At 65.5% G+C, this 22,454-nt stretch carries 22 protein-coding genes, 1 tRNA gene and 1 pseudogene; 9 read left to right on the top strand and 15 right to left on the bottom strand.

The genetic code is table 11. The annotated features are described in order from the left end of the window. Positions 1-70 precede the first annotated feature (70 nt). From AC3B5T_RS23155 to AC3B5T_RS23145, 3 genes are all read left to right on the top strand, one after another. Entirely contained in the window at positions 71-724 is a 654-nt protein-coding gene (locus AC3B5T_RS23155; RefSeq protein ID WP_055475452.1) for an RNA polymerase sigma factor, read from the top strand. Continuing rightward, entirely contained in the window at positions 717-1,184 is a 468-nt protein-coding gene (locus AC3B5T_RS23150) for a hypothetical protein (protein ID WP_055475451.1), read from the top strand. Before AC3B5T_RS23155 ends, AC3B5T_RS23150 begins: the two co-directional genes overlap by 8 nt. Positions 1,185-1,728: 544 nt before the next feature. Continuing rightward, positions 1,729-1,866, top strand: coding sequence for a hypothetical protein (locus tag AC3B5T_RS23145; RefSeq protein WP_156354211.1), 138 nt, complete (start codon positions 1,729-1,731; stop codon positions 1,864-1,866). A 178-nt stretch (positions 1,867-2,044) separates the two neighbouring features. Here the strand turns inward: AC3B5T_RS23145 and AC3B5T_RS23140 are convergent, their stop codons facing one another. The 3 genes from AC3B5T_RS23140 to AC3B5T_RS23130 form a co-directional block, all read right to left on the bottom strand. Next, complete coding sequence (locus AC3B5T_RS23140) at positions 2,045-2,611, bottom strand: hypothetical protein (protein ID WP_055475449.1); 567 nt, start codon at positions 2,609-2,611, stop codon at positions 2,045-2,047. A 271-nt stretch (positions 2,612-2,882) separates the two neighbouring features. Next, complete coding sequence (locus AC3B5T_RS23135) at positions 2,883-3,290, bottom strand: hypothetical protein (RefSeq protein ID WP_055475448.1); 408 nt, start codon at positions 3,288-3,290, stop codon at positions 2,883-2,885. Further along, a complete protein-coding gene (locus tag AC3B5T_RS23130; RefSeq protein ID WP_055475447.1) occupies positions 3,290-3,769 on the bottom strand; it encodes a P27 family phage terminase small subunit in 480 nt (159 codons plus the stop codon). The genes AC3B5T_RS23135 and AC3B5T_RS23130 overlap by 1 nt, the downstream gene beginning before the upstream one ends. Positions 3,770-4,080: 311 nt before the next feature. Here AC3B5T_RS23130 and AC3B5T_RS23125 point away from each other — a divergent pair, with 311 nt between their 5' ends. From AC3B5T_RS23125 to AC3B5T_RS23115, 3 genes are all read left to right on the top strand, one after another. After that, complete coding sequence (locus tag AC3B5T_RS23125; protein WP_055475446.1) at positions 4,081-4,974, top strand: DUF2971 domain-containing protein; 894 nt, start codon at positions 4,081-4,083, stop codon at positions 4,972-4,974. 74 nt (positions 4,975-5,048) lie between these two features. Next, positions 5,049-6,026 carry a hypothetical protein gene (locus AC3B5T_RS23120; protein WP_055475521.1) on the top strand — a complete coding sequence of 326 codons (978 nt, stop codon included), beginning with the start codon at positions 5,049-5,051 and terminating at the stop codon, positions 6,024-6,026. Further along, positions 6,013-6,801, top strand: a complete 789-nt coding sequence (locus AC3B5T_RS23115; protein ID WP_055475445.1) for an HIRAN domain-containing protein — start codon at positions 6,013-6,015, stop codon at positions 6,799-6,801. Before AC3B5T_RS23120 ends, AC3B5T_RS23115 begins: the two co-directional genes overlap by 14 nt. A gap of 5 nt (positions 6,802-6,806) precedes the next feature. On the opposite strand, the gene AC3B5T_RS23110 is transcribed toward AC3B5T_RS23115, so the two are convergent. Next, the gene (locus AC3B5T_RS23110) at positions 6,807-7,664 is read right to left on the bottom strand and encodes a hypothetical protein (RefSeq protein ID WP_156354205.1); all 858 of its coding nucleotides are present in this window, start codon (positions 7,662-7,664) and stop codon (positions 6,807-6,809) included. A gap of 45 nt (positions 7,665-7,709) precedes the next feature. Then, on the bottom strand, positions 7,710-8,963 hold the full coding sequence (locus AC3B5T_RS23105; RefSeq protein ID WP_488357822.1) for an IS256 family transposase: 1,254 nt from the start codon (positions 8,961-8,963) through the stop codon (positions 7,710-7,712). A gap of 541 nt (positions 8,964-9,504) precedes the next feature. On the opposite strand from AC3B5T_RS23105, the gene istA reads away from it, so the two are divergent. Continuing rightward, positions 9,505-11,016 carry an IS21 family transposase gene (istA, locus tag AC3B5T_RS23100; RefSeq protein WP_488357390.1) on the top strand — a complete coding sequence of 504 codons (1,512 nt, stop codon included), beginning with the start codon at positions 9,505-9,507 and terminating at the stop codon, positions 11,014-11,016. After that, the gene (gene istB, locus AC3B5T_RS23095; protein WP_457138401.1) at positions 11,013-11,801 is read left to right on the top strand and encodes an IS21-like element helper ATPase IstB; all 789 of its coding nucleotides are present in this window, start codon (positions 11,013-11,015) and stop codon (positions 11,799-11,801) included. Before istA ends, istB begins: the two co-directional genes overlap by 4 nt. A 743-nt stretch (positions 11,802-12,544) precedes the next feature. On the opposite strand, the gene AC3B5T_RS23090 is transcribed toward istB, so the two are convergent. The 5 genes and pseudogenes from AC3B5T_RS23090 to AC3B5T_RS23070 all read right to left on the bottom strand — a co-directional run. Next, complete coding sequence (locus AC3B5T_RS23090; RefSeq protein ID WP_055476619.1) at positions 12,545-12,793, bottom strand: hypothetical protein; 249 nt, start codon at positions 12,791-12,793, stop codon at positions 12,545-12,547. Beyond that, positions 12,793-13,878: a hypothetical protein gene (locus AC3B5T_RS23085; RefSeq protein ID WP_488357993.1), complete on the bottom strand. Its 1,086-nt coding sequence runs from the start codon at positions 13,876-13,878 to the stop codon at positions 12,793-12,795. Before AC3B5T_RS23085 ends, AC3B5T_RS23090 begins: the two co-directional genes overlap by 1 nt. A 9-nt stretch (positions 13,879-13,887) precedes the next feature. Further along, entirely contained in the window at positions 13,888-14,124 is a 237-nt protein-coding gene (locus AC3B5T_RS23080; protein ID WP_156354316.1) for a hypothetical protein, read from the bottom strand. A gap of 322 nt (positions 14,125-14,446) precedes the next feature. Next, complete coding sequence (locus AC3B5T_RS23075) at positions 14,447-16,741, bottom strand: AAA family ATPase (RefSeq protein ID WP_055476617.1); 2,295 nt, start codon at positions 16,739-16,741, stop codon at positions 14,447-14,449. 103 nt (positions 16,742-16,844) lie between these two features. Then, positions 16,845-16,973: pseudogene (locus tag AC3B5T_RS23070) on the bottom strand (hypothetical protein); the annotation flags it as partial. 334 nt (positions 16,974-17,307) lie between these two features. Here AC3B5T_RS23070 and AC3B5T_RS23065 point away from each other — a divergent pair. Next, complete coding sequence (locus AC3B5T_RS23065; RefSeq protein ID WP_055476616.1) at positions 17,308-18,573, top strand: tyrosine-type recombinase/integrase; 1,266 nt, start codon at positions 17,308-17,310, stop codon at positions 18,571-18,573. On the opposite strand, the gene AC3B5T_RS23060 is transcribed toward AC3B5T_RS23065, so the two are convergent. The 5 genes from AC3B5T_RS23060 to AC3B5T_RS23040 form a co-directional block, all read right to left on the bottom strand. Next, the gene (locus AC3B5T_RS23060) at positions 18,570-19,091 is read right to left on the bottom strand and encodes a hypothetical protein (RefSeq protein WP_055476615.1); all 522 of its coding nucleotides are present in this window, start codon (positions 19,089-19,091) and stop codon (positions 18,570-18,572) included. The genes AC3B5T_RS23065 and AC3B5T_RS23060 overlap by 4 nt on opposite strands. Positions 19,092-19,230: 139 nt before the next feature. After that, a tRNA-Val gene (locus tag AC3B5T_RS23055) sits at positions 19,231-19,305 on the bottom strand. Positions 19,306-19,489: 184 nt separating this feature from the next. Further along, entirely contained in the window at positions 19,490-20,197 is a 708-nt protein-coding gene (locus tag AC3B5T_RS23050) for a type II CAAX endopeptidase family protein (RefSeq protein WP_055476614.1), read from the bottom strand. 51 nt (positions 20,198-20,248) lie between these two features. Next, positions 20,249-21,340 (bottom strand): NAD(P)H-binding protein, encoded by a 1,092-nt coding sequence (locus AC3B5T_RS23045; protein WP_055476613.1) that lies wholly within the window; start codon positions 21,338-21,340, stop codon positions 20,249-20,251. Between the two features lie 103 nt (positions 21,341-21,443). Continuing rightward, entirely contained in the window at positions 21,444-22,427 is a 984-nt protein-coding gene (locus AC3B5T_RS23040) for a helix-turn-helix transcriptional regulator (protein WP_488357991.1), read from the bottom strand. Between the last annotated feature and the right edge of the window lie 27 nt (positions 22,428-22,454).

Here is a 22,454-nt window from a genome sequence, read left to right as displayed (position 1 = left end):
TGCGCTATCGCAAAGGCTGTTCACGATCCGTCTGTAAGGTCAGTCGGGACGGACGGGGGGAGTTGCACGCATGGGACCCAGTGATTCGGCTCACAGACAGTCGCTCGACCTGTCCGAGCTCGGCGATGACGAACTCGCGGGCGCGGCCGCTGTCGGCGACACCGAGGCATTCGACGTCCTCGTCCGACGCGTGACGCCGGGTCTGCTGCGGTACATGCTGCGGATGGTCGACGGGCAGCAGACTGCCGAGGACCTCACCCAGGAGACGTTGCTCGATGCGTGGAAAGGGCTGCCCGACTTCGCATTCCGAAGCAGCTTTCGTACCTGGATGTTCGCCATCGCGCACCGGAAGGCGGTCGATTACCACCGGCGCAGGCGCGATGTACCGTTCGACGACGAACGGTTCGCCGAACTCGAGGCCGCCGGACCGTTGCCCTCCGACATGGCGGAGCGGAGTCTGCTGATCGACGCCCTGCGCGCCGAATTGGACAATCTGCCCGCGACGTCGCGCGCCGCGTGGTGGCTCAAGGAAGTCGAGGGGCTTACCCTCGAAGAAATCGGACAGGTGTTGCGCATCACCACCGGATCGGTGCGCGGCCACCTCCAGCGCAGCCGGAAGTTCCTGTTGACCCGTTTGGCACCGTGGAACCCTGGTAAACCGACAACCACACCGACGGCCACGACGATCGTCGGCGACGCGGAGGGAGGCGAGGACCGTGCCTGACAAGCACATCCGCGACGCTGACATCGCCGACGCGTGGCTGGTCGAGGCCACGCAGCGGCTGGCCGACGAGCCCGCGAACGACGTCGACCGCCTGATCTCCTCGATTTCGGGAAGCCTCCAACGCATCCGGCGGCCGGCCCGAACCCTGGCCACCGACGGGCTCCGCATCACCACCAGCGACCGTGTCGTCAAACAATTGATCGCCGTCCGCACCCGACGCGAACTCGGACGACTGACGGTCTTCGTGTCGGTGGACGGGGCCGGCGACACCGTCGACGGCGTGCGCGTCGGCCTCATCGCCCGTTACGCCGACGACCTCCCCGCGCTGTCCGACGACGTGCGCGACATCGTCGACGAGGTTCTGATCGAGACTCTCGGCACCGAGACCAGCGCCGCCGCCCGACGAAACATCTCGGTGCGCTGGCAGGACGTGTACACGCGAGAGTGGCTCAGCCGCTAGCGATTTCATAACTCGAAGCCGCGCTGGGCGCGGGTTGGGGCTATGGGATCGGGGTGGTGCGCGCAAAGGGATTCGAACCCCTGACCGCTGGTGTGTAAGTTGCGCTATCTGCGAAAACAGGCCTTACCGGGGTTTACCGACCTTTGCCTAGAATTACCCTGTATGCGCAGGTAGTGGCGATTTTCGACCTGGTTCTTTACCGGCGTCTACTTTGCCTTGCGTCGCCTTCTGCGGACTGGTTGCGGACTGGCTGCGGACTGAGAACGCGACTTTGGACAACCGGTCGGCGCTGGTCATAAGCTCGGCCTAGCGCGCTCGGGTCCTTCGATACCTCCCCGGCATCAGCGGCCGGGCGCGTCAGCCCCACCCTCGATACCTTGCGGGCCTCCGGGGTGGGGCTTCCAGATTCTCGGGACTTCTTCCATGTCGGCGGCGAGCCCGCGATAATGCGCGGATGACCCTCCCGTTTGGCGAACCACGTACGTATATCAACCGCTCAGGCAATCAGACGACCGAGTGGCCCGATGGCCTGAAGGTCGTTCGCATGAGTGATGGTCGGGTCAAGATCGGTCGGCAGGGCTCGCACCTCCGCGGGGGACCGAAGAACGTCAAGGTGCAACAGTTCTCGGACGGTAGCAACCCGACCGCCCACATCATCGCTGCGTTCGACGCCAACGACTGACACTTACCGTCGACCGTGGTGCTCGCTCTCGTCATCGGGCGGTCGGTAGCGTGAGAACCCGTAGCGCTGGTCCTGTCGCCGGAGTTCAGCGTCCTGGCGCTGCTCGGCAATCCACGCGGCATAACCCCGCGGTGCGGTGTCTGGGTCTGGTCGAGTGGTCATCTCTGTTATCCATCTGTTAATCGCCTGCGGCGAACCCAAATTCGCGTGTCTGTCGTGTCCTAGTGTCGTCAGCGCGGAACGCGGGGTCGGTGTGGTTCTTGGTCCCGATACGGACGATTTCGGCCCGCTTGCGCCGCGATGCGCGGTGGAGTCCGGCAAGGATCACCGGCGGCGGCTCGGCGTCCTCGTCGTGCGCGTCTCGCCATGCGGCGAGGTCGGCCCGCTCGGTGTCGCTGCCGCGTTCGTAGTCGAGGGTGTCGCCGTCCTCCTCGTCACCGGCGACAACCTCGACCGCGACGACCTCACGGCCGAACAACCGAAGCGCGATCAGCGCGCGACCCCACCCCTCGCGGCCGACATCGCGGGCCCGGATCGCGGCCGTCGACGCTTCGGCGTCGCGCCGTCGCTGCGCAGCGCGCACCCGGGCGTCGCGTAGTTCGATCTCGTCGAGCTCGCGCGCAATTGCGGCCCGGTGCTCGGTCTCGACCCGTTTCCGTTCGCCCCGGCTTGCTGCTTCACGCTGATCGCGAAGCTCGGGTGTTGGGTCCGGGTCGGTGAACTGCCACCCGCTCGCGAACGCCACCCGTGACCACCAAGCGCCGTGCTCGTGCGGCCACGCGGCGCCGCGACGGTGGAACCTGCCGCCTGTCTGCTGTCGTGAAAACGCGGTTTCGTCGAGTAGCTCGCCCGCGGGGTCTCGACGTCGGCACCCCAGTGAGCACAGTGCAAGGCGATCCGCAGGCAGCGCAAGCACTCCCACCCCGCCGGTGTCGCACCGGCGAGGTGAACATGCGTTGTGCGTGGGATGAGTTCGTGCCCGAAGCGGCGGCAATGGGCCGGAACCGTGAGTGTCGTCATCCGGGCACCACCCCCAGGCGGAATGCCTCGGCAAACTCGCGAGGGGGTCGCCCGTCGTCGCCGAGTAGGTTCCGGTCCGCGCACCACGCGTAGAACCCGTCGCGGCGCCGCTCGTGGGCGAGGGTTGTGCGCCAATGCGGCCAAGCGTCGTGGGTCCGAGGGGTGGGTGTCGGTGCGTTGGGATCGCGGAACGGGTTGTCGGGGTAGCCCTGCGCTACCTCGGCGGCAGTCATGCCGTCGTAGGCTGCGCGGAACTCTTCGTCGGTGACGGGGTTGCCCTCGCCGTCGCCGATCTGGTCGAGGTAGAACGTCGAGGTGGGCAGGAACCTGTCGGGAACCGCGGCGGGAGTGAGTGCGAGCCCGGTCGTGCCCGCTAGCTCCCCCGCACCTGCGAGGCGCGCCACTACCGAGCCTTCCGGGTGCGCGACGGCCGACGAACGGCGGCGTTGCGGCGGTCGGCCTGGCCGCGCTCGCCGCCGTCCCCGGCATACGGTCCGCGAAGAGCCCCGGGCGGCGTACCCCGAGAGGTCAGCTTGCCCGCGTTGGCTGCGGTCGTGAACCGGTGTTCGACGAGTTGCTGCAACTTGGCGAGCGCGAGCCGCTGTTGGCGGATCTCGGTTGTCGCCGGGTTGTTCTTGACCCCGCCGGTGGGAGACACGATGACGGCGCCGTTACTGTCGATCGAGCGCTGCAACGCGGTGATGGTGGCGATCGTGGCGCAGGCGTTCTCGATCAGGATCTCGTCGGCGTGATCGAGCACCAGGCCCAATCGGACGGCTTCGTCGACGTAGAACTGGCGCAGCGCACCGGCGGACATGTCGACCCCCGCGGGCTTGGCCTTCGAGGCGGTCTTTCTAGGCGAGGCTGCGTTCTGCGCGATCATGCTTCGATGATTGCACGGTCTGTCAAAAGGTAGTTCGGAGTGAAAGGGGCTGGCGTACAACGCGTATGGTTGCCGATCAACTCGAAAACTAGACCACACCATTTGTCGGCTCGATTCACCGGGGAAGGTGTCGGCGACGATTCATCGGGAGTGCTGCGGGTCACAACTCGGCGAGTCATCCACATCGGGCTCGCGGGGGATGCGAGGATGCCGACCAAGCGACACGACGGCGACCGGTGCGACCCGCCTGTCGGCTGATCTTCCGCGAAGCCAGGCCGAGCTTATGGAGGACCACTGTGACGGTGCCCGCTATGCCCGAGTTCGGGCCAGTTCTGTACCACTACACCGACATATACGGTGTCGAAGGCATCATCGGCGGCGAGAACCTGCGAGGCACTGATATCAGGTTCATGAACGACCTGTCTGAACAACGTTTCGGTGAAGGGCTTCTTGACAGGGCATTCGACGAATGCGGTTCGGAGCTGCAAGCAGAGGCGAAATCAGGTGATCCGCTAATCGCCGCGGCGGTGGACTCGCTTACCGATCTCCACGGAACGACGCGGATGTTCCGGGGGGACTATGCGCCACTCGCGATGGAGTACTTTGCGGTCTGCTTCTCAGAGTCGCGCGATCAACTCAGCCAGTGGCGCGCGTACGCGCGAGAAGGTTACTGCCTGGCGTTCGACACTGCCGAGCTGTTCACCTATCTACGCTCGACTCCCAATACGGGCAGTAGCGCCGATGCCCCGCTCGCGACTGACATGAGGCGAGTTTCTTACGGTGACTCGGGTTTTGCGGATCTAAAGGCATTCATTCGAGGCCGTGTCCTCGCAGCGGCCACCGAAGATATCGAACACGGGCTCGTGGGTTCGAGTTCCCGCACAGGTCATCGCAACGATTGGGGAATGGGCGTAGCACTGGAGGCCGTCTTCCACAAGGACCCTGCTTTTGCCGAGGAACGGGAAGTCCGTGTTCTGCTTGGTGGCGCCGCAGACGCACACACTCCCGGTCGCTTCGGCATGGTTCCGCGGGCTCATGTTCCGCTTCAGCGACAATTGGTCCGGTCGGTCACCGTCGGACCAAACACATATGCGGACCTTCAGGCGACATCGTTGGAGAGCTACGCGGTCGCCACCAGGTGGTGGGGCGGTCACCCAACCGGTCAGTTCAGTGTGCTGAGGTCTGAGATTCCCTACCGCGGCTAGCAAAGTTGACATAGGTGCCGGGGTGTCGACGGCCATCCTGGCGGGAGCCGACATAGTGTCTCTGGGTGACCGCGATGTTCGAAGTTGTCGACCTTGACGACGGATGGGTTCGCGGAGCTTCTGAACCGGGCGGTGACGAGCGCAAACGATGGTTCCACGGCCCGGAGTCCTCGCAGTACGCCGGGCACTGGCTGTTCAAACCCCGGACCGAAAAGACGCTGAAGTTGTCGAAGGCACGCCAGGTGCAGGGTGATAGTCCGGATGTCCTGATCTCGGGCGAGGACTGGGCAGAGAAGGTGAGCTATGAACTCGCGCTGTTGGTCGACCTGCCTGCGGCCGAGACAGAATTGGCAACAGTCACCCCGCCCGATGAACACCGAGTGTTGGGGTCGATGAGTCGGGACATGCGGCCCGAGGTTTCGGAAACCAAGCGATCGCAGAGGTGGCCCTGGTCCGCGGGCGGGTCGTTGGTCGCTGAGGTCGACGCCGCGTTTGATGCCGACACGTGCGTTGGCCACACGTTGACCGCAGTGCGAGACGTCCTCACAGACGGCGGGGTCACCGGTCCGATCGGTACCCGATTCGTCGACTGGCCCGCGTTCGATGTGTGGGCCGGATACCTGATGCTCGACGCGTGGATCGCGAACACCGACCGGCACGCCCACAACTGGGGTGTTGTGCAAAATCCGACCTCGGGCGCGACTTACCTTGGTCCGAGCTTCGATCATGGGTCGGCGCTTGGTGGAGTGATGGCAGAAGCAAACCGCACAAAATGCGTGGTCGACGATTCCGTCGCTCAATGGTGCGCAAAGGGCAAATCGAAGCGGTTCTACGGCGGTGAACCTCGGGACTTGGTCGACCTGGCGGTTGAGGCGTTGTCGCTGTGCTCACCGACCGCGCGGACACACTGGGTAACGCAAATCACTGCCGTTGACCTCGCGATATGCGACTCTGTCATCAGGCGAATCCCAGATATGTCCGACCAGACCCGTACGTTTGTGCAGACCGTAGTCACCACGAACCGAAAGCGACTGTGCGATGCTCTCCACTGATCTGCTGGACCTGTCATCGGCCTATGCCGATGATCAGTCGGCGGCGTCGCGGTTGATCGTGACCCGCCGAGGGGTGTACGACGGCACATATCGAGCGATCGGTTACCTCGATAGGGTCCGCCGCGACGACGGCGACACCTACGAGTTCAGCTACCTCGCGGCGTCTGCCGAGCAAGCGGGGTTCGTCCCGATCATCGGCTTCCGCGATGTCCACCGGCGCTATTCGTCGCCACGGTTGTTCCCATCGTTTGCCGAACGCGTCATCAGCGCCAAGCGTCCCGATCGGCCTCAGTATCTCGCTACGCTCGATCTCGATTCAGACGCCGATGCATGGGAGATCTTGTCGGCTTCTGGCGGTCACCGCGAGGGCGACCCGATCGAGCTGATCTCGCTGCCACGCTATGACGGCGACACCGGGGTGACGTCGGCTCACTTCCTCGCTCACGGCGTCAGGCACCGCGGGGAGCACACGAGCGCGCACATCACCGGCCTCGCGGCCGGTCATCGGCTGACCCTCTTGCCCGAACCGGCAAACGAGCATGACCCGCGTGCGGTCCAAATCATGGACGGAACGATGCACCTCGGGTATGTGCCGAGCCCGCTGCTCGACTACGTTCACTCGGTCATCGAGTGTGACGACCACACCCTGACGGTGGTGCGGGCGAACCCACCAGAGACCCACTCGCACTTGCGGTTACTGCTTCGTCTCGAAGGACGTTGTGACGAGTATGTGTTCGATCGCGCCGAATGGTGCCCGGCACGCCACGACGGCTAATCGACCTAAACGTCGTTCCTCGACGCGTCCACTATCACGTCCGTTAGGGATGTCAGATCATGCAAGACCGTGGTGCCGTGTAGTTCTGCCAGGCCTAACTGGTCGATGTGCCTAGCCCATTGACGCTCGGTGACCACAACGTCGCAATAGGGAATCGCAATCGACAGGAACGATAGATCGTTGAGGTCGTTCCGCGTCCAAGGTTGTTGAGGGTTGCGCAGACGAACCCGCCGTAGTTCGCTCATCACCCACCGGCTGGGGATGCCCTTCAGAAGATCGTATTGCGCATGCTTGCTGGCGATCAGATCGTTGAGGTCGACTCCGCTGCGGTCACACTCGGACATCAGCGGGTCGATAACGTCCGCGAGTTCCGACATGACCGCCACGTCGCCGAGGCGGCCTCCCAGCTTTTGTTCGACAACGGCCCTGCTCAGTTTGGTTTGACCGTCCGCGAAGAGCTGCGAGCTGGAATGTATCTGCGAGGCTGTTTCGAGCATCTCGCGGGCAGCCTCGGGTGCATCTTCGGGCGCGGCCAAGATGAACTCTTCGGCCTTGTTGCGGATGAGTGCCTTGACCTTTGCCCGTATGGCGGGCGGCAACGTTTCCTCGTTGGTCACCTTGAAGCCTGCGACTAGATCTAGGTCGGCGTCGAAAGCGTGCTTGAATCCGACCCCGAAGATGTTGATCTGTGATCGCAGGGGCTCGCCGGTGAGGTACTCCCGAATCTCGGCCGGGACAATCTTCTGAACCGGGGCGATTGCGTGAAACTTGGTTAGTTCGGCCATGGTCTCGCCGAGTTCACGACGGCTGCGCCCTGTCCCGCGGCGCTGAGTCTCGTAGTAGTGCGCAGACGACAGGGTCAAGTCCCAAGTAGTGGTGTAACTCGTTTCTGATCCTTCGTCGGGCTTTCAGGCAGGCAGTTCGATCAGCGGGTCGGTAGTGGCCTCCGTTGTTGTGGTGGTGTCGGTGGTCAGGGTCAGTCGGCATCGGTTGAGGACCTCGAGGCCGAGGTATCGGCGGCCTTCGGCCCACTCGTCGGTCTGCTCGGCCAGGACCGCGCCGATGAGTCGGATGATGGCGTCACGGTTGGGGAAGATACCCACAACGTCAGTGCGGCGGCGGATTTCGCGGTTGAGTCGTTCGGTGGGGTTGTTGGACCAGATCTGTCGCCACACGTCATCGGGGAAGCCTGTGAAGGCCAACAGGTCCTCTCGAGCGTCACCGAGATGGTCAGCAACCTTGGGGAGTCTGCCTTCGGTGTATTCCAGGAGTCGGTCGAACTGCTCGTGCACGGCGGTGGCGGTGGGCTGGTCATAAACGCTGTGCAGCATCGCTTTGACCGCCGGCCACATGGACTTGGGGCACACCGCCATGAGGTTGGCCGCGTAGTGGGTACGGCACCGTTGCCACACGGCGCCGGGCAGGTTCGCCGCGATCGCCTCGACCAGTCCGGCGTGGGCATCAGAGGTCACCAGACGCACCCCGCCCAGCCCGCGGGCGACCAGATCGGCGAAGAAGGTGTTCCAGGAGGCTTTGGTTTCGCTGGTCGCTACTTGCATGCCCAACACTTCACGGTGGCCATCGCCGTTGACGCCGGTGGCCAGCAGGACAACGGCTTTGACGACCTGCTTGTTCTCGCGGACTTTGATCGTCAGGGCATCTGCGGTGACGAAGGTGAACGGCCCGACCTCGTCGAGGCGACGATGGCGGAACGCTGTGACCTGCTCGTCGAGGTCGGTGGCCATGCGTGAGACCTGTGACTTCGACAGCGAGTCGATGCCGAGAGTTTTGACCAGCTTGTCCATCCGGCGGGTCGAGACTCCAGCGAGGTAGCAGTCGGCCACGACGGTGATCAGTGCTGACTCGGCCCGCTTGCGGCGTTCGAGGAGCCATTCGGGGAAGTAGCTGCCCGAACGTAGTTTGGGTACCGCGATATCGACGGTCCCGACGCGGGTATCCAGTGGCCGGTGGCGGTAGCCGTTGCGGTGGTTGGTGCGCTCTGGTGTGCGTTGGTTCCATTCGGCTCCGCAGACCGCGTCGGCATCGGCCGACAGCAGCGCGTTGATCATGGTTTGCAGCAGCTCACGCATCAGATCTGGTGATGCCTCGGCCAGGGCTTGGCCAAGAAGGCCTGCAGGGTCGACAATGTGGGGTGCGGTCATCGCGATGACTCCTCGAGGATTCTGTGGAAGGTTGACTCGAAGGATCACGCGGTGGCCGCTCTGCATCCGTTAACGACACGACGTCGATAACGAACTCGGCCACCGAGTTACACCACTCTATGGGGCGCTACCGACGACAGGACAAACGACACCTGTCCTTGTGCTACGGCCGTCCTCGCGAGGTCGAAGATGTCGGTGTACGGAGCGCCGTCAGGCTTGCCTACGCGGCACTTGGTGAGGGCGATCCACTCCGACTGATCTAGGTAGATCCGAATCATCCGTTCATTGTCTCGTAGACGTCTGACATCGTCGCTGTTGCCTTCTGCCGTTGCGCAACCCGCTGTCGCGGTTCATGATTGACGTCAATCCGCACGGTCTGTCCATGGCCATGAGAAAGTCCCCATTGGTGGCCAGGTCGAGGTCCCCGCTGGTGGCCAGATAAAAGTCCCCACCCTGTGTTCGTCGTGTCGACCCGGAACTGAGGGCCCAGGCGATGACGGTGAAGGTGCCAACCGATCACCATCACCGCCTGGGAGTTCCATTGAAGTCTGCGAAGGACCGTATGGACATCATTTCTGCTTACCGAGAACTCGGAAGCTATCGCGCCGCAGCCGAGGTGTGCGGCACCACCCACAAGACCGTCAAGCGTGTGGTCGACCGGTTCGAGGCCGACGATCAACCACCCGACCGCAAGGAACGGGCCCGCAACTACGATGCGGTCGCCGAGTTGGTCGCTGAGCGAGTCGAGCGGTCACACGGCCGGATCACCGCCAAGCGACTGCTGCCGGTAGCACGTGCCGCGGGCTATGAGGGCTCGGCCCGCAACTTCCGTCGTCTCGTCGCCCAGGAGAAAACACAGTGGCGCCGTGATCATCATCGTGGCCGCCGCCCGGCGGTGTGGGCTCCGGGTGACTACCTGGTCATCGATTGGGCCGTAATCGGCGGGCTGCACATGTTCTGCGCGGTGTTGGCGTTCTCGCGGTGGCGGTTCGTTCGGTTCGCCACCAACGAAACATCCATCACCACACTCGGATTCATCGCCGAAGCGTTAGAAGAGATCGGTGGAGTGCCCAACAAGGTACTCGCTGATCGGATGGGTTGCCTCAAAGGTGGAGTCGTCGCCAACGTCGTCGTACCCACCCCCACGTATGTGCGGTTTGCCACCCACTACGGGTTTTCCCCGGACTTCTGTCACGGCGCCGATCCGGAATCGAAAGGGATCGTGGAGAACCTCTGCGGGTACGCGCAGTCGGATCTGGCGCAGCCGTTGTGGACCGAAGCCAAGATCGCTGCTGGTCGTGACGACGTGCAGCTGGATGTGCACGCAGCGAACCGGGCCGCGCGGGACTGGTGTGTCGAGGTCAACACCCGCCGTCACAGCGACACACTGTGCGTGCCTGCTGACCAACTCACGATCGAACGAGACACATTGAGCCCGTTGCCGTCTCTGCGGGCCCAGGTCGGTCCACCGCCGGTCACCCGTAAGGTCGATCGCCTCTCCTGTATCCGGTACGCCTCGGCCCGCTACTCGGTACCCAACCGGCTCATCGGCACCACCGTGACCCTCATCCAGGACGGTGAACGGCTCCTGATCGCCGAACCTGCCTCCGGTGAGGTGGTCGCCGATCATCTGTTGGCCGCACCCGGAGAGGTCGTCCTCAACGATGCCCACTACGGGGGGCCACGCACCCCGCCCAGTCGTGCACCACGACCCAAAACCGCAGCAGAGAAGCAGTTCTGCGATCTCGGTGAGGTTGCTGAGCAGTTCCTGGTCGGTGCCGCGGCCATCGGGAACACCCGCCTGGGCGGTGAACTCGACGACATCCTCGGGCTCGTCACCTCCCACGGCCACGAACAGGTGCTCACCGCCCTGACCAGGGCGGTGGCATTCCGACGGTTCAAGGCCGCCGATGTGCGCTCGATCCTCGATGCCGGAGCCGGCACCCCCAACCCGCGACCGGCCGGCACAGCACTGCTCGGGCACCTGCCTACCGCGCCCACCCGCTCGCTGGATGCCTACAAGCTCGGCGCCGGCGACAAGGAGGTGTCATGACCACCACAACATCGACACCCGTTGCACCTCAGACAGTGCCGCCACTACCGGCCGACCTCGACCAAGCGCTACGCCGATTGAAGCTCGCCTCGATCCGCCGCACCGCACCCGAGGTCCTGCTCACCGCGAAAACCCAGCGATGGACACCCGAAGAAGTACTGCGAACCCTGGTCGAAGCCGAGATCGCCGCTCGTGATGCCTCCAACATCCGCAACCGACTAAAAGCTGCCGGGTTCCCGGTCACCAAAACCTTGGAATCGTTCGACGTGGCCGCATCCTCCATCCCGGCCAATACCTTCGAATACCTATCCTCACTGGAATGGGTTCGAGCCCAACACAATCTGGCCTTGATCGGCCCAGCCGGGACGGGTAAGAGTCACACCCTGATCGGGCTGGGGATCGCCGCAGTACACGCCGGACACAAAGTGCGGTACTTCACCGCCGCCGACCTCGTGGAGACCCTGTATCGCGGACTGGCCGACAACACCGTCGGCAGAACCATCGACACCCTGCTACGCCAAGATCTGCTCATCCTCGACGAGATCGGATTCGCACCACTCGACGACACCGGCACCCAACTACTGTTCCGGCTCGTCGCCGGCGCCTACGAACGCCGATCTCTCGCGATCGCCAGCCACTGGCCCTTCGAACAATGGGGACGATTCCTGCCCGAACACACCACCGCCGCCAGCATCCTCGACCGGCTCCTACACCACGCCACCATCGTCATCACCGACGGCGACTCCTACCGCATGACACACCGAACGGAGGTGCCACCCACCTAGAACATCCCGCACAGGGTGGGGACTTTTACCTGGCCACCAGCGGGGACATCAAACTGGCCGTTGACACGGTCTGTGGCTTGCCCTCACCCGCTGATCTGCCGGAAGGCCCCCGTTGCTCGCCCTCTTCGTTGTGTGTCCTCGCCGTGGAGATGTCCGCGGTCGGTGTCGTCTCGTGGGCATTGAGCATGTCGTCGGGTGTGGCGAGAAGCAGGCATCGGCACCGGTTTCACCCGCTGAGTGGGTTGCTGGGTGTGCTCACCGCCGACGGTTGGCACCCGGGTCGTCCGTATCGCTCGCTATGCGCCCCGCTCGCGGGCTTTCGACCCCTGTAGGTGTCCGCCAACCGTCTACGGGCGTCTGGGGGCTTACAGGCGACACCCTCACCTGCGGATGGCGTGGCGCCGGGTCGGCATTTGGATCTGGTGGGCGGCGGGTGGGTTCACGCTCCGCCAAAATCGCCGCGCGACAACGACTCCCGCGGCGCGGATTGAGGACTTTCGACGGCCGGACGGCCCTGTGAGGCGCTCGACGGGCTCTCAGGGCGCAGAAAACCGCTGTTCAGGGGCGGTTTCGGGCACCCCGGCAGGGTACGGTTCAACGGCGCGCTCGGCCGGCGACAGTACGGGGCGGTGCCCTGCGTGATCTACCCGGGGAGGGGTGACACCCCCCGTGCCGGACGCGACGAGACCCCGACACCACACGAGGCAGTATCGGGGTCTCAGATCGACGTACACGGCTAACCGTCAGTCGGCGAGGTATCGGCCGAATCCCTTGCCGTCACGGCTGACCCGGTTTCCTCCGGTCCTCGGCGGCGGACGGTGCTCGCGACCGTCGGCGGCGTCCTCGTTGTCGTGATCGGCGACAGTGTCCCGGCCGCGTTGCGCGCGCTCACGGTCCGCCTCGGCCGCGGTATGCGGTCGATCCCGCATCGCATCGTCGAGGTAGCGGCCAAAGCCCCGCGCGTGTCCCTCGTGGTCGTCGTAGAGCGCCATCACTTTCCACCCTTTCGATTGTCGAGGTCGGCAGCACCACGCGGTGCCGGTCGCTGCGCTTCGCTGAGGTCGACCCACCATCGCAGTGCCTCGTGAGACCCCTTGTCTGCCAGCCACCCCGGCGCAGTGGACCCCTCCCACTGCGACCCCTGGGTACGGGCCTCGGCCTGCGGGCTGTTGTGCGCGCGCGCCTCCGCGTCGGTGAGGAATGCGCCAGAGCGCACCCGCGGCGGCGACACCACGCGGAGTACACCGTCATGGACCTCGAACCCGCGGTCGAGCACAGCGGCAACCCATTGGCGTACCGCCTGCACGTTGTCCCAGCGGGATACCGACGACCGCCACAGCCGCACCGCGGACAGCGCGCCGTCGTCGCCGTTGTCGATCACCTCGTCGAGAGTGACATCGACCGACAGCGCGGCCAGCTTCAGACGCTCGTGTGCCTGCACCGTGTCAGACAGGACACCGTGTGCCTCGTCGAGCACCGCGGCATCGATCTCGTCGAGGACTCCGCGGACAGCGGACAGCGCGCGGTCTGCGGCTTCCTTCTGAATCGTCAGGCGCAGGCCCATTTCGACGTCCTGGTCGACATGGTCGATTCGGCTGTGCTGCCACGTCAGGATCGGTCCCAGAACCTCGGGCACCCGTTCCTTGCGTTCGGCGGCGTCGAGCGCAGCACCAGCGGCGGCGGTGGTGCGGGCTCGCAGGTTGTCGACCGCGATTTGCTCTGACAGCTCCCGGCTCTCCTCGGCGACCCGGGCGAGCGACCGGGACAGTGCGCCATCGACCCGGTCGAGCCGCACGAGGTCGAGCACCGCTGCGCCGATCTCGCCAGCTTCGACCAGCTTCAGCGTCGGGGGGTGCGGCGGCACGGTCCTCGGCACCCTCGGGGTGACGCTGGCCCTTGCGGTCTCGTGGGCCATGCGCGCGTCGGAGTTGCGCGCGGCCGTGTTCGCGTTCATCCGCGCCATAGCGGCGCGCTCGGGCATCGCGGTCCCGGCGTCGTTGTGGCCGCGCTTGCGGGTGAACGCCTCATCGCTCGGCGGCGCAGCGGGATCGTACGGGTCATGGGGGGTCTTGGTCATGGTGTCCTCTCATTCTCCGGCCGTGCGGCCGGTGGTCTCGGTGTGTGCGGTCTCGTGCTCGGCGACCCGGGCCGCGTAATCGGCGTCGGTGTCGCTCGGCCAGCGGTAGAGCGGGTGCCACGTGGTGCCCGGCATCGGGTTCCTTATCTGCCGGTCGCAATAGCGCTCGAACTGCGCGCGGCGGGCCATCTGCCGCTCGACGTCCTTGGCTCGACGGGGTCCGCTGCCTCCCGTACTCGCGGTCATCGCTGCGCCTCGCGGGGAGCGATTCCGGGGTCTCTTTGGAGGGTCTGAACGACTCGAAATCCTGGCGCCGTCCAGCCCCTTAGGAAACCTAAGACGGACGGCGTCAGAAACGCGCCGGTCCGAGTCTGGGGAAGTCTGGGACCGTCCGAGTGTCTGGACGGCGTCAGAAATCCGCCCTGAACTGCGACGATGGGGCGATTCGAGTCTGGGGAAGTCTGGGACCGTCCGAGTGTCTGGACGGCGTCAGAACGGTTCGGCGAATCCTGGGACCGTCTGGCACCTTGGACGGTGCCAGAAATTTCCCTCTGACCTGCGAAAACGATCATTTTCCCGACTCTTCGTCATCGTTGCTGGACTTGTCGCGGTTGACGCTCAACGAGATCGTTGTCGGCGCGAGCGAATAGATGTGCTTCGATCGCATCTGCCCGCGCTTGGTCTTGTACTGCTGAGCGTCGACAACGAGGCGACCGTGCGACACGAGGCGATCGAACTCGGCCCGCGCTCGGGTCGAGTTTCCGCCGACAAGGTCGATAGCCGCGGTCTTGGTCAGCCCGTCCGGGTTATCGCGGAAGACCTGCAACAGCTCGTCACGCACTCGCGTGTCTGGCGAAGGTGCGACGGCCACCGCGACCCGGCGATGCCCCAGCGGCCCGTCGACCCGGTCGAGCACCACCCGCATGGGGTGCCCGTCGTGGCCGTTGCGCATCTTGCCGCGGGTCGGGTCCGACGAGAGCTCCAACCGGTTCGGATCGCGTTCGGGGTCGCGGACGGTGAGTACCCATTCGACATCAAGTTTCGCCTTCTTGGCACTGCCACCGCGCGCGCGTTCGCCACCGTGCCCTGCATGGTCGGCGTAGACCAGCGTGAATCCGGCCCGCTTCAGTGGCAGGGTCACCAGCCGGTCGAAGTCGGCCCACGTGTCGTTCGAGTTCTCCTCACCGCCAACGAAGGCGCTCAGTGTGTCCACGATGACGACGTCGAGCCCGTCGAGTTCGTCGTCGAGGTCGCTCACGAAGTCCACGAACTCCGCTGCGCCGATCGGCGTGGACAGCGCTCCCCACGTCGGCGCGGAATCGGTGAGGGTGACGACGTGGAAGCGAGGCAAACCCGACGGCGCGGCCAGCTTGTCAAGCGTCCGGTGCCACCACCGCGGACCCAGCTCGCCGTCGATGTAGAGCACATGCACCGGCCGGGACAGCCTCCGCGACCGACCGGACTCATCGACATCGAGCGCGGAACGGCCCAATGACCAGTTGACCGCGCAGTGAGCGAGCAGAATCGACTTCCCCGCTCCAGACACCGACGTCAGCTTGTTGACCGCATCCATCTCAAAGATGCCGGTCTCCAGCCACTCACGTGGCGGAAGCGGTTGCGCGCGGAGCGATTCGAGGTCGAGTAGACCGGCCGACGCCGGGCGATTGTCCGCGTCGCCCGCGTCGTTGAGACCAAGACTCCGTCGAAACTGCGCTAGCTCGTCGTCATCCTCGGGACCACCCGCTACGGCGGCCGCGCGCCTGCTGAAACCCCCGGACCTCGCCGCGTGGGTCGGTGATCCCCAAGGTCTCGGTAATGCGTGCCAGCAGGCCGTCCCATGGCGACGACACCGGCTCACCAGCCCCTCGACGGCGAGGACGTCGACCACGATGCTCTGAAACTCACGCATAGCGTGCTCGACAGACCGACCGATGGCCTCGCCAGACCGCTCGCGTCGGTCCAACTCACCGACGAACGCGGCACCCAACACCATGAGGCAACTCGGCAGACCGGCGTCGCCTTCCAGCGCCAACCGCACCGCGTGCGTTACCGAGTTGTGGATGGTCGGGTGCAGACTCCCGGTGAGGGCGGCCGCGTAGGTTCGCGGATCCCCAATTACCGACAGCATCGCCACTGACGGCTCGCCGTTGGGGAACTGACAAAGCACCGCGGCCAGGTCGGACTCCCCAATGAACGCTTCGCCACCGGTGGTGTGACGCCGCGGGATTCGATCCCGTGCGCGCAATGCGGTCGCCGCGTCCGCGGGCAGCTCCGCGATCGGTCGGCGCAGCTCTCCGAACCGATACAGCTCACCGGTGTCCGGGTGGACCGAACCGGGTCCCACCAGATAGCCCTGCGAGTGCGTGCGCACCGCGTCGATACCGCTGTCCTTCGGTCTCGACAGCGCCGACCTACGGGCGTCGTCGGGCAGCCTGTAGACCAGGTGGCGGCCACCCTGACCAGTCACAACCGTCAGTGTGTCTGGCAACTCGACGGCGGCGGCGAACGTCGCGAACTGCTGTGCCGCATGAGGTTTGTACTCGTCGAGGTCGAGCACGGCGATGCCAACGGGCGGCCGCCAGCCGACCCCGGTCACCCGCGGGCTCGCGTCGGCGTAGTCGGCCATCTCCGCGAACCCCGGGTCATCGACCGTCACGAAGTCGTAGAACCCGTGGGGGGTGGTCGGGGTGGTCGGCTCCTTGCCAATGAGCGGGCCGACGGTCGCGTCGGCGATAGCGCGTGCGATGGTGGCGAAGTGTCCGACGATCGACGTATCGTCGAGTCGGGCAATCTCCTGCTCACCGCTCAGCGCGGCGACGGGGCTCGGTGGGGCAGCCGGGCCCCGTTCCTCATTTTCGGACAAGGTTTCTCCTGTGTGTATTGCGCGCGAACGGATTACGCGCGGTTGCTGGCGTGACTGACGGCCCCGGGGCAATGGGCGGGCGGCGAGCGGTCAGGTCGTGCGGTCAGCCAGCGACGAGCGTCGCGGCCTTGCGCTGCGCGATGTAGAGATCCAGGTCTCGGCGGTCGTACCGGAGCCGATTCCCGATCAAGTAGGACGCCGGACCTGCGCCAGCCGAGCGGAGGTTGTAGAGCGTCTGCCGCGATCCCGAGGTAGGCGGCGGCTTCGGTGACGGTCAGTGCGTCGTTGGTGTCGTTCATGGTTGGTCTCCCTGGTTGTGTCCGGCGGTCATCGGAGCGGTCTGAGATCAGTTAGACACGCCGAAACACGTTTGTCGAAAGTGCCTGTCTGTCAGTGCAATTGATGTCAACCGTGACAACTTGCATCGGTGCTGGCAGGAGGCAGATGGAACGGTTGTCGATCAACCGTGACAACCTCGCGTGAACTGGGAAAACAGTTCTCAAATGTGATGTACGGCACAGTTTGCGCCCGACCTCCTAAAGTGGGTCCGCGGTTACGATCGCTTCATGTCGATCACCCCCGAATCTGTCCCGACCAAGCGCGTCACGGGTGCCCGCGTCGAGGACCGTTGGCGACGTCGGGACGGGTCTCCGTCGGCCCGCGACGGGCAGGGAATGCGCTATCTGGCGCGATACGTCGGCACCGACGGCCGCGAGCACACGAAAAGCTTTAGGGACAAGGCGAAGAAACAGGCCGAAGCATGGTTGCGCGAACAGTCGGCCGCGGTGGTGCGCGGCGAATGGGTGGACCCGTCGAAGTCGGCCGTCACGGTCGGCGAGGTTGCAGAGACCTGGCGCGCGGGCAACAAGGCGAAGACGGCCGCGACCGAGGCGAGCTATGAGAACGTGTGGACCAAGCACGTCAAACCACAGTGGGGGCATGTCCCGCTGGCACAGGTCGACCACGATGAGATCGTTATGTGGGTCGGCGGACTCACCGACGGCACCGCCGAGACGTCTGACCGCAAGCTCTCGGCGTCGTCGGTCCGGCACTGCCACGCGGTGCTGCATCAAATCCTCGGGCTCGCAGTGCGGTCGAAGCGGCTGCGGTCGAATCCTGCTAGCGACGTCCCGCTCCCCGCAATGACGCGAACTGACAAGGTGTTCCTCGACCCCGCCGAGATCGAACGGCTCGGACGCGCAGCCGACTACCTCGCCGCGACGCGGTCGGCCCGGATCGCCGCGGGCAAGGCGAGCAAAGCGTCCGCCGACTGGTCGGCCGTCGAAGCCCCGGTCTCAGCGAATGGTCTCGCGCTGCGGGTGCTCGGTCTGTGTGGCTTGCGCTTCGGCGAGCTTGCCGGTCTGCGGGTTTCGAGGGTTGAGCTCGACAAGCGACGTCTCATCATCGACACCGCCGTCTCTGAGGTCTCGGGGCGCGTGGTCGTCGGCGTGCCGAAGAATCGCAAGACGCGCGAGGTTCCCATACCAGCGGCGTTGGTCGATCCGTTGCGGGTCCAGATCACTGACCGTGATGCGGGGGAGTACGTGTTCACGACTACTGCCGGTGGGCCGTTGCGCCGCGGGAACTTCAGCAAGCGCGTGTTCGCTCCGGCGCGGGACCTCGCGGGCGTCGACGGCGACGCGACTCTGCACTCGCTGCGCCACTCGTTCGCGTCGATCACGCTCACGTCGGGCGTCCCGCCGAAGCAAGTTCAGGACTGGATGGGGCACCATTCGCTGAAGCTCACGGCCGACGTTTACGGACACTTGTTCGCGTCGGAGACTGACCGCGCGCTCTCGCTTCTAGACCGTGCGATCAGTGGCAACAATTAACCGCGAACGACGTAGTCTCGGTCCCGCCATTTCCCAAACAGGTCAGGATCACGACGCACCCCTAGGTCGTATCGCACCGCTCTCCGGGTCTCACCGAGGTCACCGAACGCGTCGCGGCGCGGGTTTGCTGGCGGTTCGCCGACGACCGCATCCTCGACTGCGATGTAGACGTCTAGCCAGGTTGGAAACAGCTCCCGTTCCATCGAGAGAGAGACCCTCATCGACGCCACCAGCATCGTTCGTTCGTACTGGTCCTTGAATCTCTGTGCTGTGTCATTCAGCTCCGTGACCTTCTCGGGTGTGACGGTCGGCAAGTCGAGGTAGCGGCTGTAGGTCTGTGTCAGGGCGTGAAAGGTTCCGAAAAGGGCATCGTAGGCTTCGAACTTCGTGTGTCTCAGCCAATCCCGATGCGAACGCCTGCTCTCCGCTCCGGTCGTGAGTAGGACGCTAAACAACGCAACCAGCGGCGCAGCCAACCCGAGCCCGACGAAAGCCCACAACGGCACGGAACTATCCATGGGGCGAATAGTACGAAACAGGAGCGCCAAGTAACGCCCGACGAGAGGTTCACGTGTTTCGTACTGCGGACTGGTTGCGGACTGCAGACCTATCGGTCTCAGCGCTTGCGAGGCGTTGGGCCTTTGAACTGCGATTATATGGTGCGCGCAAAGGGATTCGAACCCCTGACCGCTGGTGTGTAAGACCAGAGCTCTACCGCTGAGCTATACGCGCGTGCCGTGCCGACGTTCGTGGCGCTGCGCACCCGAATTTAGTCGGTTCGGCGCCGATCGCCCAAACCGGGTCTGACCGCGGCCGGTGATGTGGGTCGCCGGCCCTTCGAGGCTCGTCGCTTGCGCTCCTCGCACCTCAGGGAGCAAAGGGTTGCTCATGCGCTCGCACCTCAGGGAGCGGGCGGTCAGGCGAAGACCGGCGGAAGGGCGATGACCATGACGGCGCCCCAGATCACGTGGGTGATCGCGGGTGCGAGGATGCCTGCGGTGCTGCGTCGGAGGATCGCGCACACGGTGCCTAGCACCGCGCCGGCGAAGCCGAGCATCACATTGCCGCTGGCCATGGTGACCAGCACGTAGATCACCGTCGACACGAGGATCGGGTTGTGCGGGCGCGCCGCCGAATAGACCGAGCCGCGGAAGAACAGTTCCTCGGCCAGGCCGTTGATCATCGTGATCGCGGTGACCACCGCGAGGCTGCCGTAGTCGGCGAAGGCGAGCACCTGATTGGCCAGGTCGCTGACGCCGGGGATCATCCTGGCGACGAGACCGCCGACCAGGAACGCCCCGCCCACCGCCACGCCCACGACGACACCCAGCCCGATCGCGCCGATGCGTCCGGGCGGGCGTGAGGGCGTGGGGCTGAAGGCGCCGAGCCGGAGCGGACCGGACAGGAACGCGCCGACGATCCAGACCGCCGCGAGCGCGAGTGTCAACGGGTAGAACGCCGCGTCGCCCGGTTCGACACGCAGCGACACGCCCAGCACGACGGCGCCGATGACGAGGAAGACGCCGACCAGCCAGCGTCGTCGGACGTAGTGGGCGCCGGGATCGGGGTCTCGGTCCGCGGCGACGGACTCGTACAGGTCGCGCGCCAGTGAGGTCACCAGCACATCACCACCTAGTTCGATCGGTCAGGGAATCGGTCGATCAACGGTTACCGGTCACGACGCTACATCGGGGCGCGGCGGGCGGAGGACCCCGACGACCTTGGCCGCCACTCCGAGGGACGTGCCGATCGTCTCGACGACGCTGCGCTTGACCCGCAGCCAATCGCCGCCGGCCCAGGCCGGGTCCGTGTCCGCGAGGTGATGCAGGTCGTCGAGGTCGCACACCGATCGCGGATACGGCGACCGTACCGAGGCGTGAATGGCTTCGCGCATCGGCGTCAGACCGCCCGCCGGTGGCGGGACGAGATCGCGGATACGGTGCTCAGACGCCGTCATCGGGTGGTCGAGCGAGGTGACGAGCTCTTCGGTGAGCGACGAGGGGACCGGCACGAGCATGCCACCCACCCGTCCGGCAAGGCGGGTCGAGATCCCGAAGACCGGCAGCCGCAGCCTCGGCATCCGGATCGCCGACACGTACTCGTGCAGGATCGAGATGTAGCGCGCGCTGTCGGGCCCCGAGATGTCGTAGTCCCCGGCGGGCAGAACGGACGAGTCGCACGCCGCGGTCAGGTAATGGACGGCATCGCGGATGGAGATGGGGTCCATCTCGTTGGTGATCCAGCCGGGCTCGGGAATCACCGGCAGCCGGTCGGCCATGTACCGGATGATCTCGAACGACGTCGAGCCGGCGCCGATGATCACGGCGGCACGCAACCACACGAGTTCGGGCCCGCCGTCGACGACGAGCCCCTCGGCGACGTCGGCCCGGCTCTGCAGATGGGTCGACAGCTTGTCGTCCGACGGCACAAAACCACCGAGGTAGATGATGCGGCCGACTCCGGAGTCGCGGGCCGCCTCGGCCACGTTGCGTGCCGCGTCACGGTCGCCGTTGGCGAAATCGCCCTGGCCGATGGCGTGGACGAGGTAGTAGATCGCGTCGATCTGCCCCGCGTCCGACATCGCCTTTCTGACCGAAGCCGGGTCGTCGGCGTCCATGGTCACCATGCTGACCTGGGACGACCAGCCGAACGTCGCGAGCTTGCGGGTGTCCCGCGAGGTGACGACCACGTCGTGTCCCTGTTTGAGCAGTGCGCACACCAATCGGGAACCGACGTACCCCGTGGCGCCAGTGATGAGAAGTCGCATGACACCGACGGTAGAGACATTCGACGGAATGGGTCGGCCTACGGACTCGCATGTGACAGACACGGTGCCGGTGTCACGGCGAGATCACGAGGTGTGACCGTGGTCACGGCTGCGCGTCGACCGCCCGACGATACCGCTCGGCGACCTGGTCGTGGTACTCCGCAGCCGCCACCAACTCGGCACGGAGCTCGACCGGTTCGATGACGGTGAAGTCCGCTCCGAAGGCGTACATCCAGCGCGCGATCGATGTCAGCGACGTGCTGTAGAGGGTGACCTCGCAGCTGTGTTCGTCGCCGGACTCGAGAGCCCCCCACGACTCGTGGACCATCGCCGAGACCTCGTCGAGCGGGGCGTGGATGCGCACCCGCGCGGTGGCCCGCCGGTACACCGAACCGAGACCGCGGAGCACGAACGCCGCGGCGCCGCCCTCGGGTGGTTCGCGCGGGGTGAAACGCGGCCCGGTCGGCACCTTCGGTTCCATCCGGTCGACGCGGAACGATCGCCACGCCGCGCGCTGGACGTCGAAACCGACCAGATACCAACGATTTCCGTTGCGGACGAGCCGATAGGGTTCGATCTCGCGCCGACTCTCCTCGCCGTCGTTGCGCCGATAGTCGAACCGCAGGCGCTCGTTGCGGTGGCACGCGGTCGCGATCTCGGTGAGGCGGTCGGCGGACACCGCGCTCGCCGGTGCGGTGCGGGGCACGGCCTCGATCCGCAGGGCGTCGAGCCGGTGGCGCAGCCGCGACGGCATGACCTGCCGGAGCTTCGCGAGCGCCCCCGCCGACGCCTCGGCCATGTCGGCCACCGCGCCGGTTGTCACCGCGTCGAGCCCCAGGGCGACCGCGAGGACCTCCTGGTCGTCGAGCAGCAGTGGGGGCATCTCCGCGCCGGCGCCCAGTCGGTAACCGCCGCGCGAGCCGACGTTGGCGTCCACCGGATAACCCAGTTCGCGTAGCTTGTCGACGTCGCGGCGCACGGTGCGGGTGGTGATGTCGAGCCGCTCGGCGAGTTCTCGGCCCGACCACTCCCGTCGTGTCTGCAGCAGTGACAGCAACGCCAGCAACCGCGCGGAGGTTTCCAACATGCATCACATCGTGCCCGATGATGCGGA

It is taken from the genome of Gordonia sp. G4, from assembly GCF_057770005.1.
Note: the sequence above shows the minus strand (reverse complement) of the source record. Positions and strands in the feature narration are given on the sequence as shown.

Bases quoted from the DNA above. Each gene is read 5' to 3' on its own strand.
- AC3B5T_RS23155 (WP_055475452.1), top strand. From the start codon at position 71: ATGGGACCCAGTGATTCGGCTCACAGACAGTCGCTCGACCTGTCCGAG.
- AC3B5T_RS23145 (WP_156354211.1), top strand. From the start codon at position 1,729: ATGAGTGATGGTCGGGTCAAGATCGGTCGGCAGGGCTCGCACCTCCGC.
- AC3B5T_RS23130 (WP_055475447.1), bottom strand. From the start codon at position 3,769: ATGATCGCGCAGAACGCAGCCTCGCCTAGAAAGACCGCCTCGAAGGCC.
- AC3B5T_RS23125 (WP_055475446.1), top strand. From the start codon at position 4,081: ATGCCCGAGTTCGGGCCAGTTCTGTACCACTACACCGACATATACGGT.
- AC3B5T_RS23120 (WP_055475521.1), top strand. From the start codon at position 5,049: ATGTTCGAAGTTGTCGACCTTGACGACGGATGGGTTCGCGGAGCTTCT.
- AC3B5T_RS23115 (WP_055475445.1), top strand. From the start codon at position 6,013: ATGCTCTCCACTGATCTGCTGGACCTGTCATCGGCCTATGCCGATGAT.
- AC3B5T_RS23105 (WP_488357822.1), bottom strand. From the start codon at position 8,963: ATGACCGCACCCCACATTGTCGACCCTGCAGGCCTTCTTGGCCAAGCC.
- istB (WP_457138401.1), top strand. From the start codon at position 11,013: ATGACCACCACAACATCGACACCCGTTGCACCTCAGACAGTGCCGCCA.
- AC3B5T_RS23090 (WP_055476619.1), bottom strand. From the start codon at position 12,793: ATGGCGCTCTACGACGACCACGAGGGACACGCGCGGGGCTTTGGCCGC.
- AC3B5T_RS23085 (WP_488357993.1), bottom strand. From the start codon at position 13,878: ATGACCAAGACCCCCCATGACCCGTACGATCCCGCTGCGCCGCCGAGC.
- AC3B5T_RS23080 (WP_156354316.1), bottom strand. From the start codon at position 14,124: ATGACCGCGAGTACGGGAGGCAGCGGACCCCGTCGAGCCAAGGACGTC.
- AC3B5T_RS23065 (WP_055476616.1), top strand. From the start codon at position 17,308: ATGTCGATCACCCCCGAATCTGTCCCGACCAAGCGCGTCACGGGTGCC.
- AC3B5T_RS23060 (WP_055476615.1), bottom strand. From the start codon at position 19,091: ATGGATAGTTCCGTGCCGTTGTGGGCTTTCGTCGGGCTCGGGTTGGCT.
- AC3B5T_RS23045 (WP_055476613.1), bottom strand. From the start codon at position 21,340: ATGCGACTTCTCATCACTGGCGCCACGGGGTACGTCGGTTCCCGATTG.
- AC3B5T_RS23040 (WP_488357991.1), bottom strand. From the start codon at position 22,427: ATGTTGGAAACCTCCGCGCGGTTGCTGGCGTTGCTGTCACTGCTGCAG.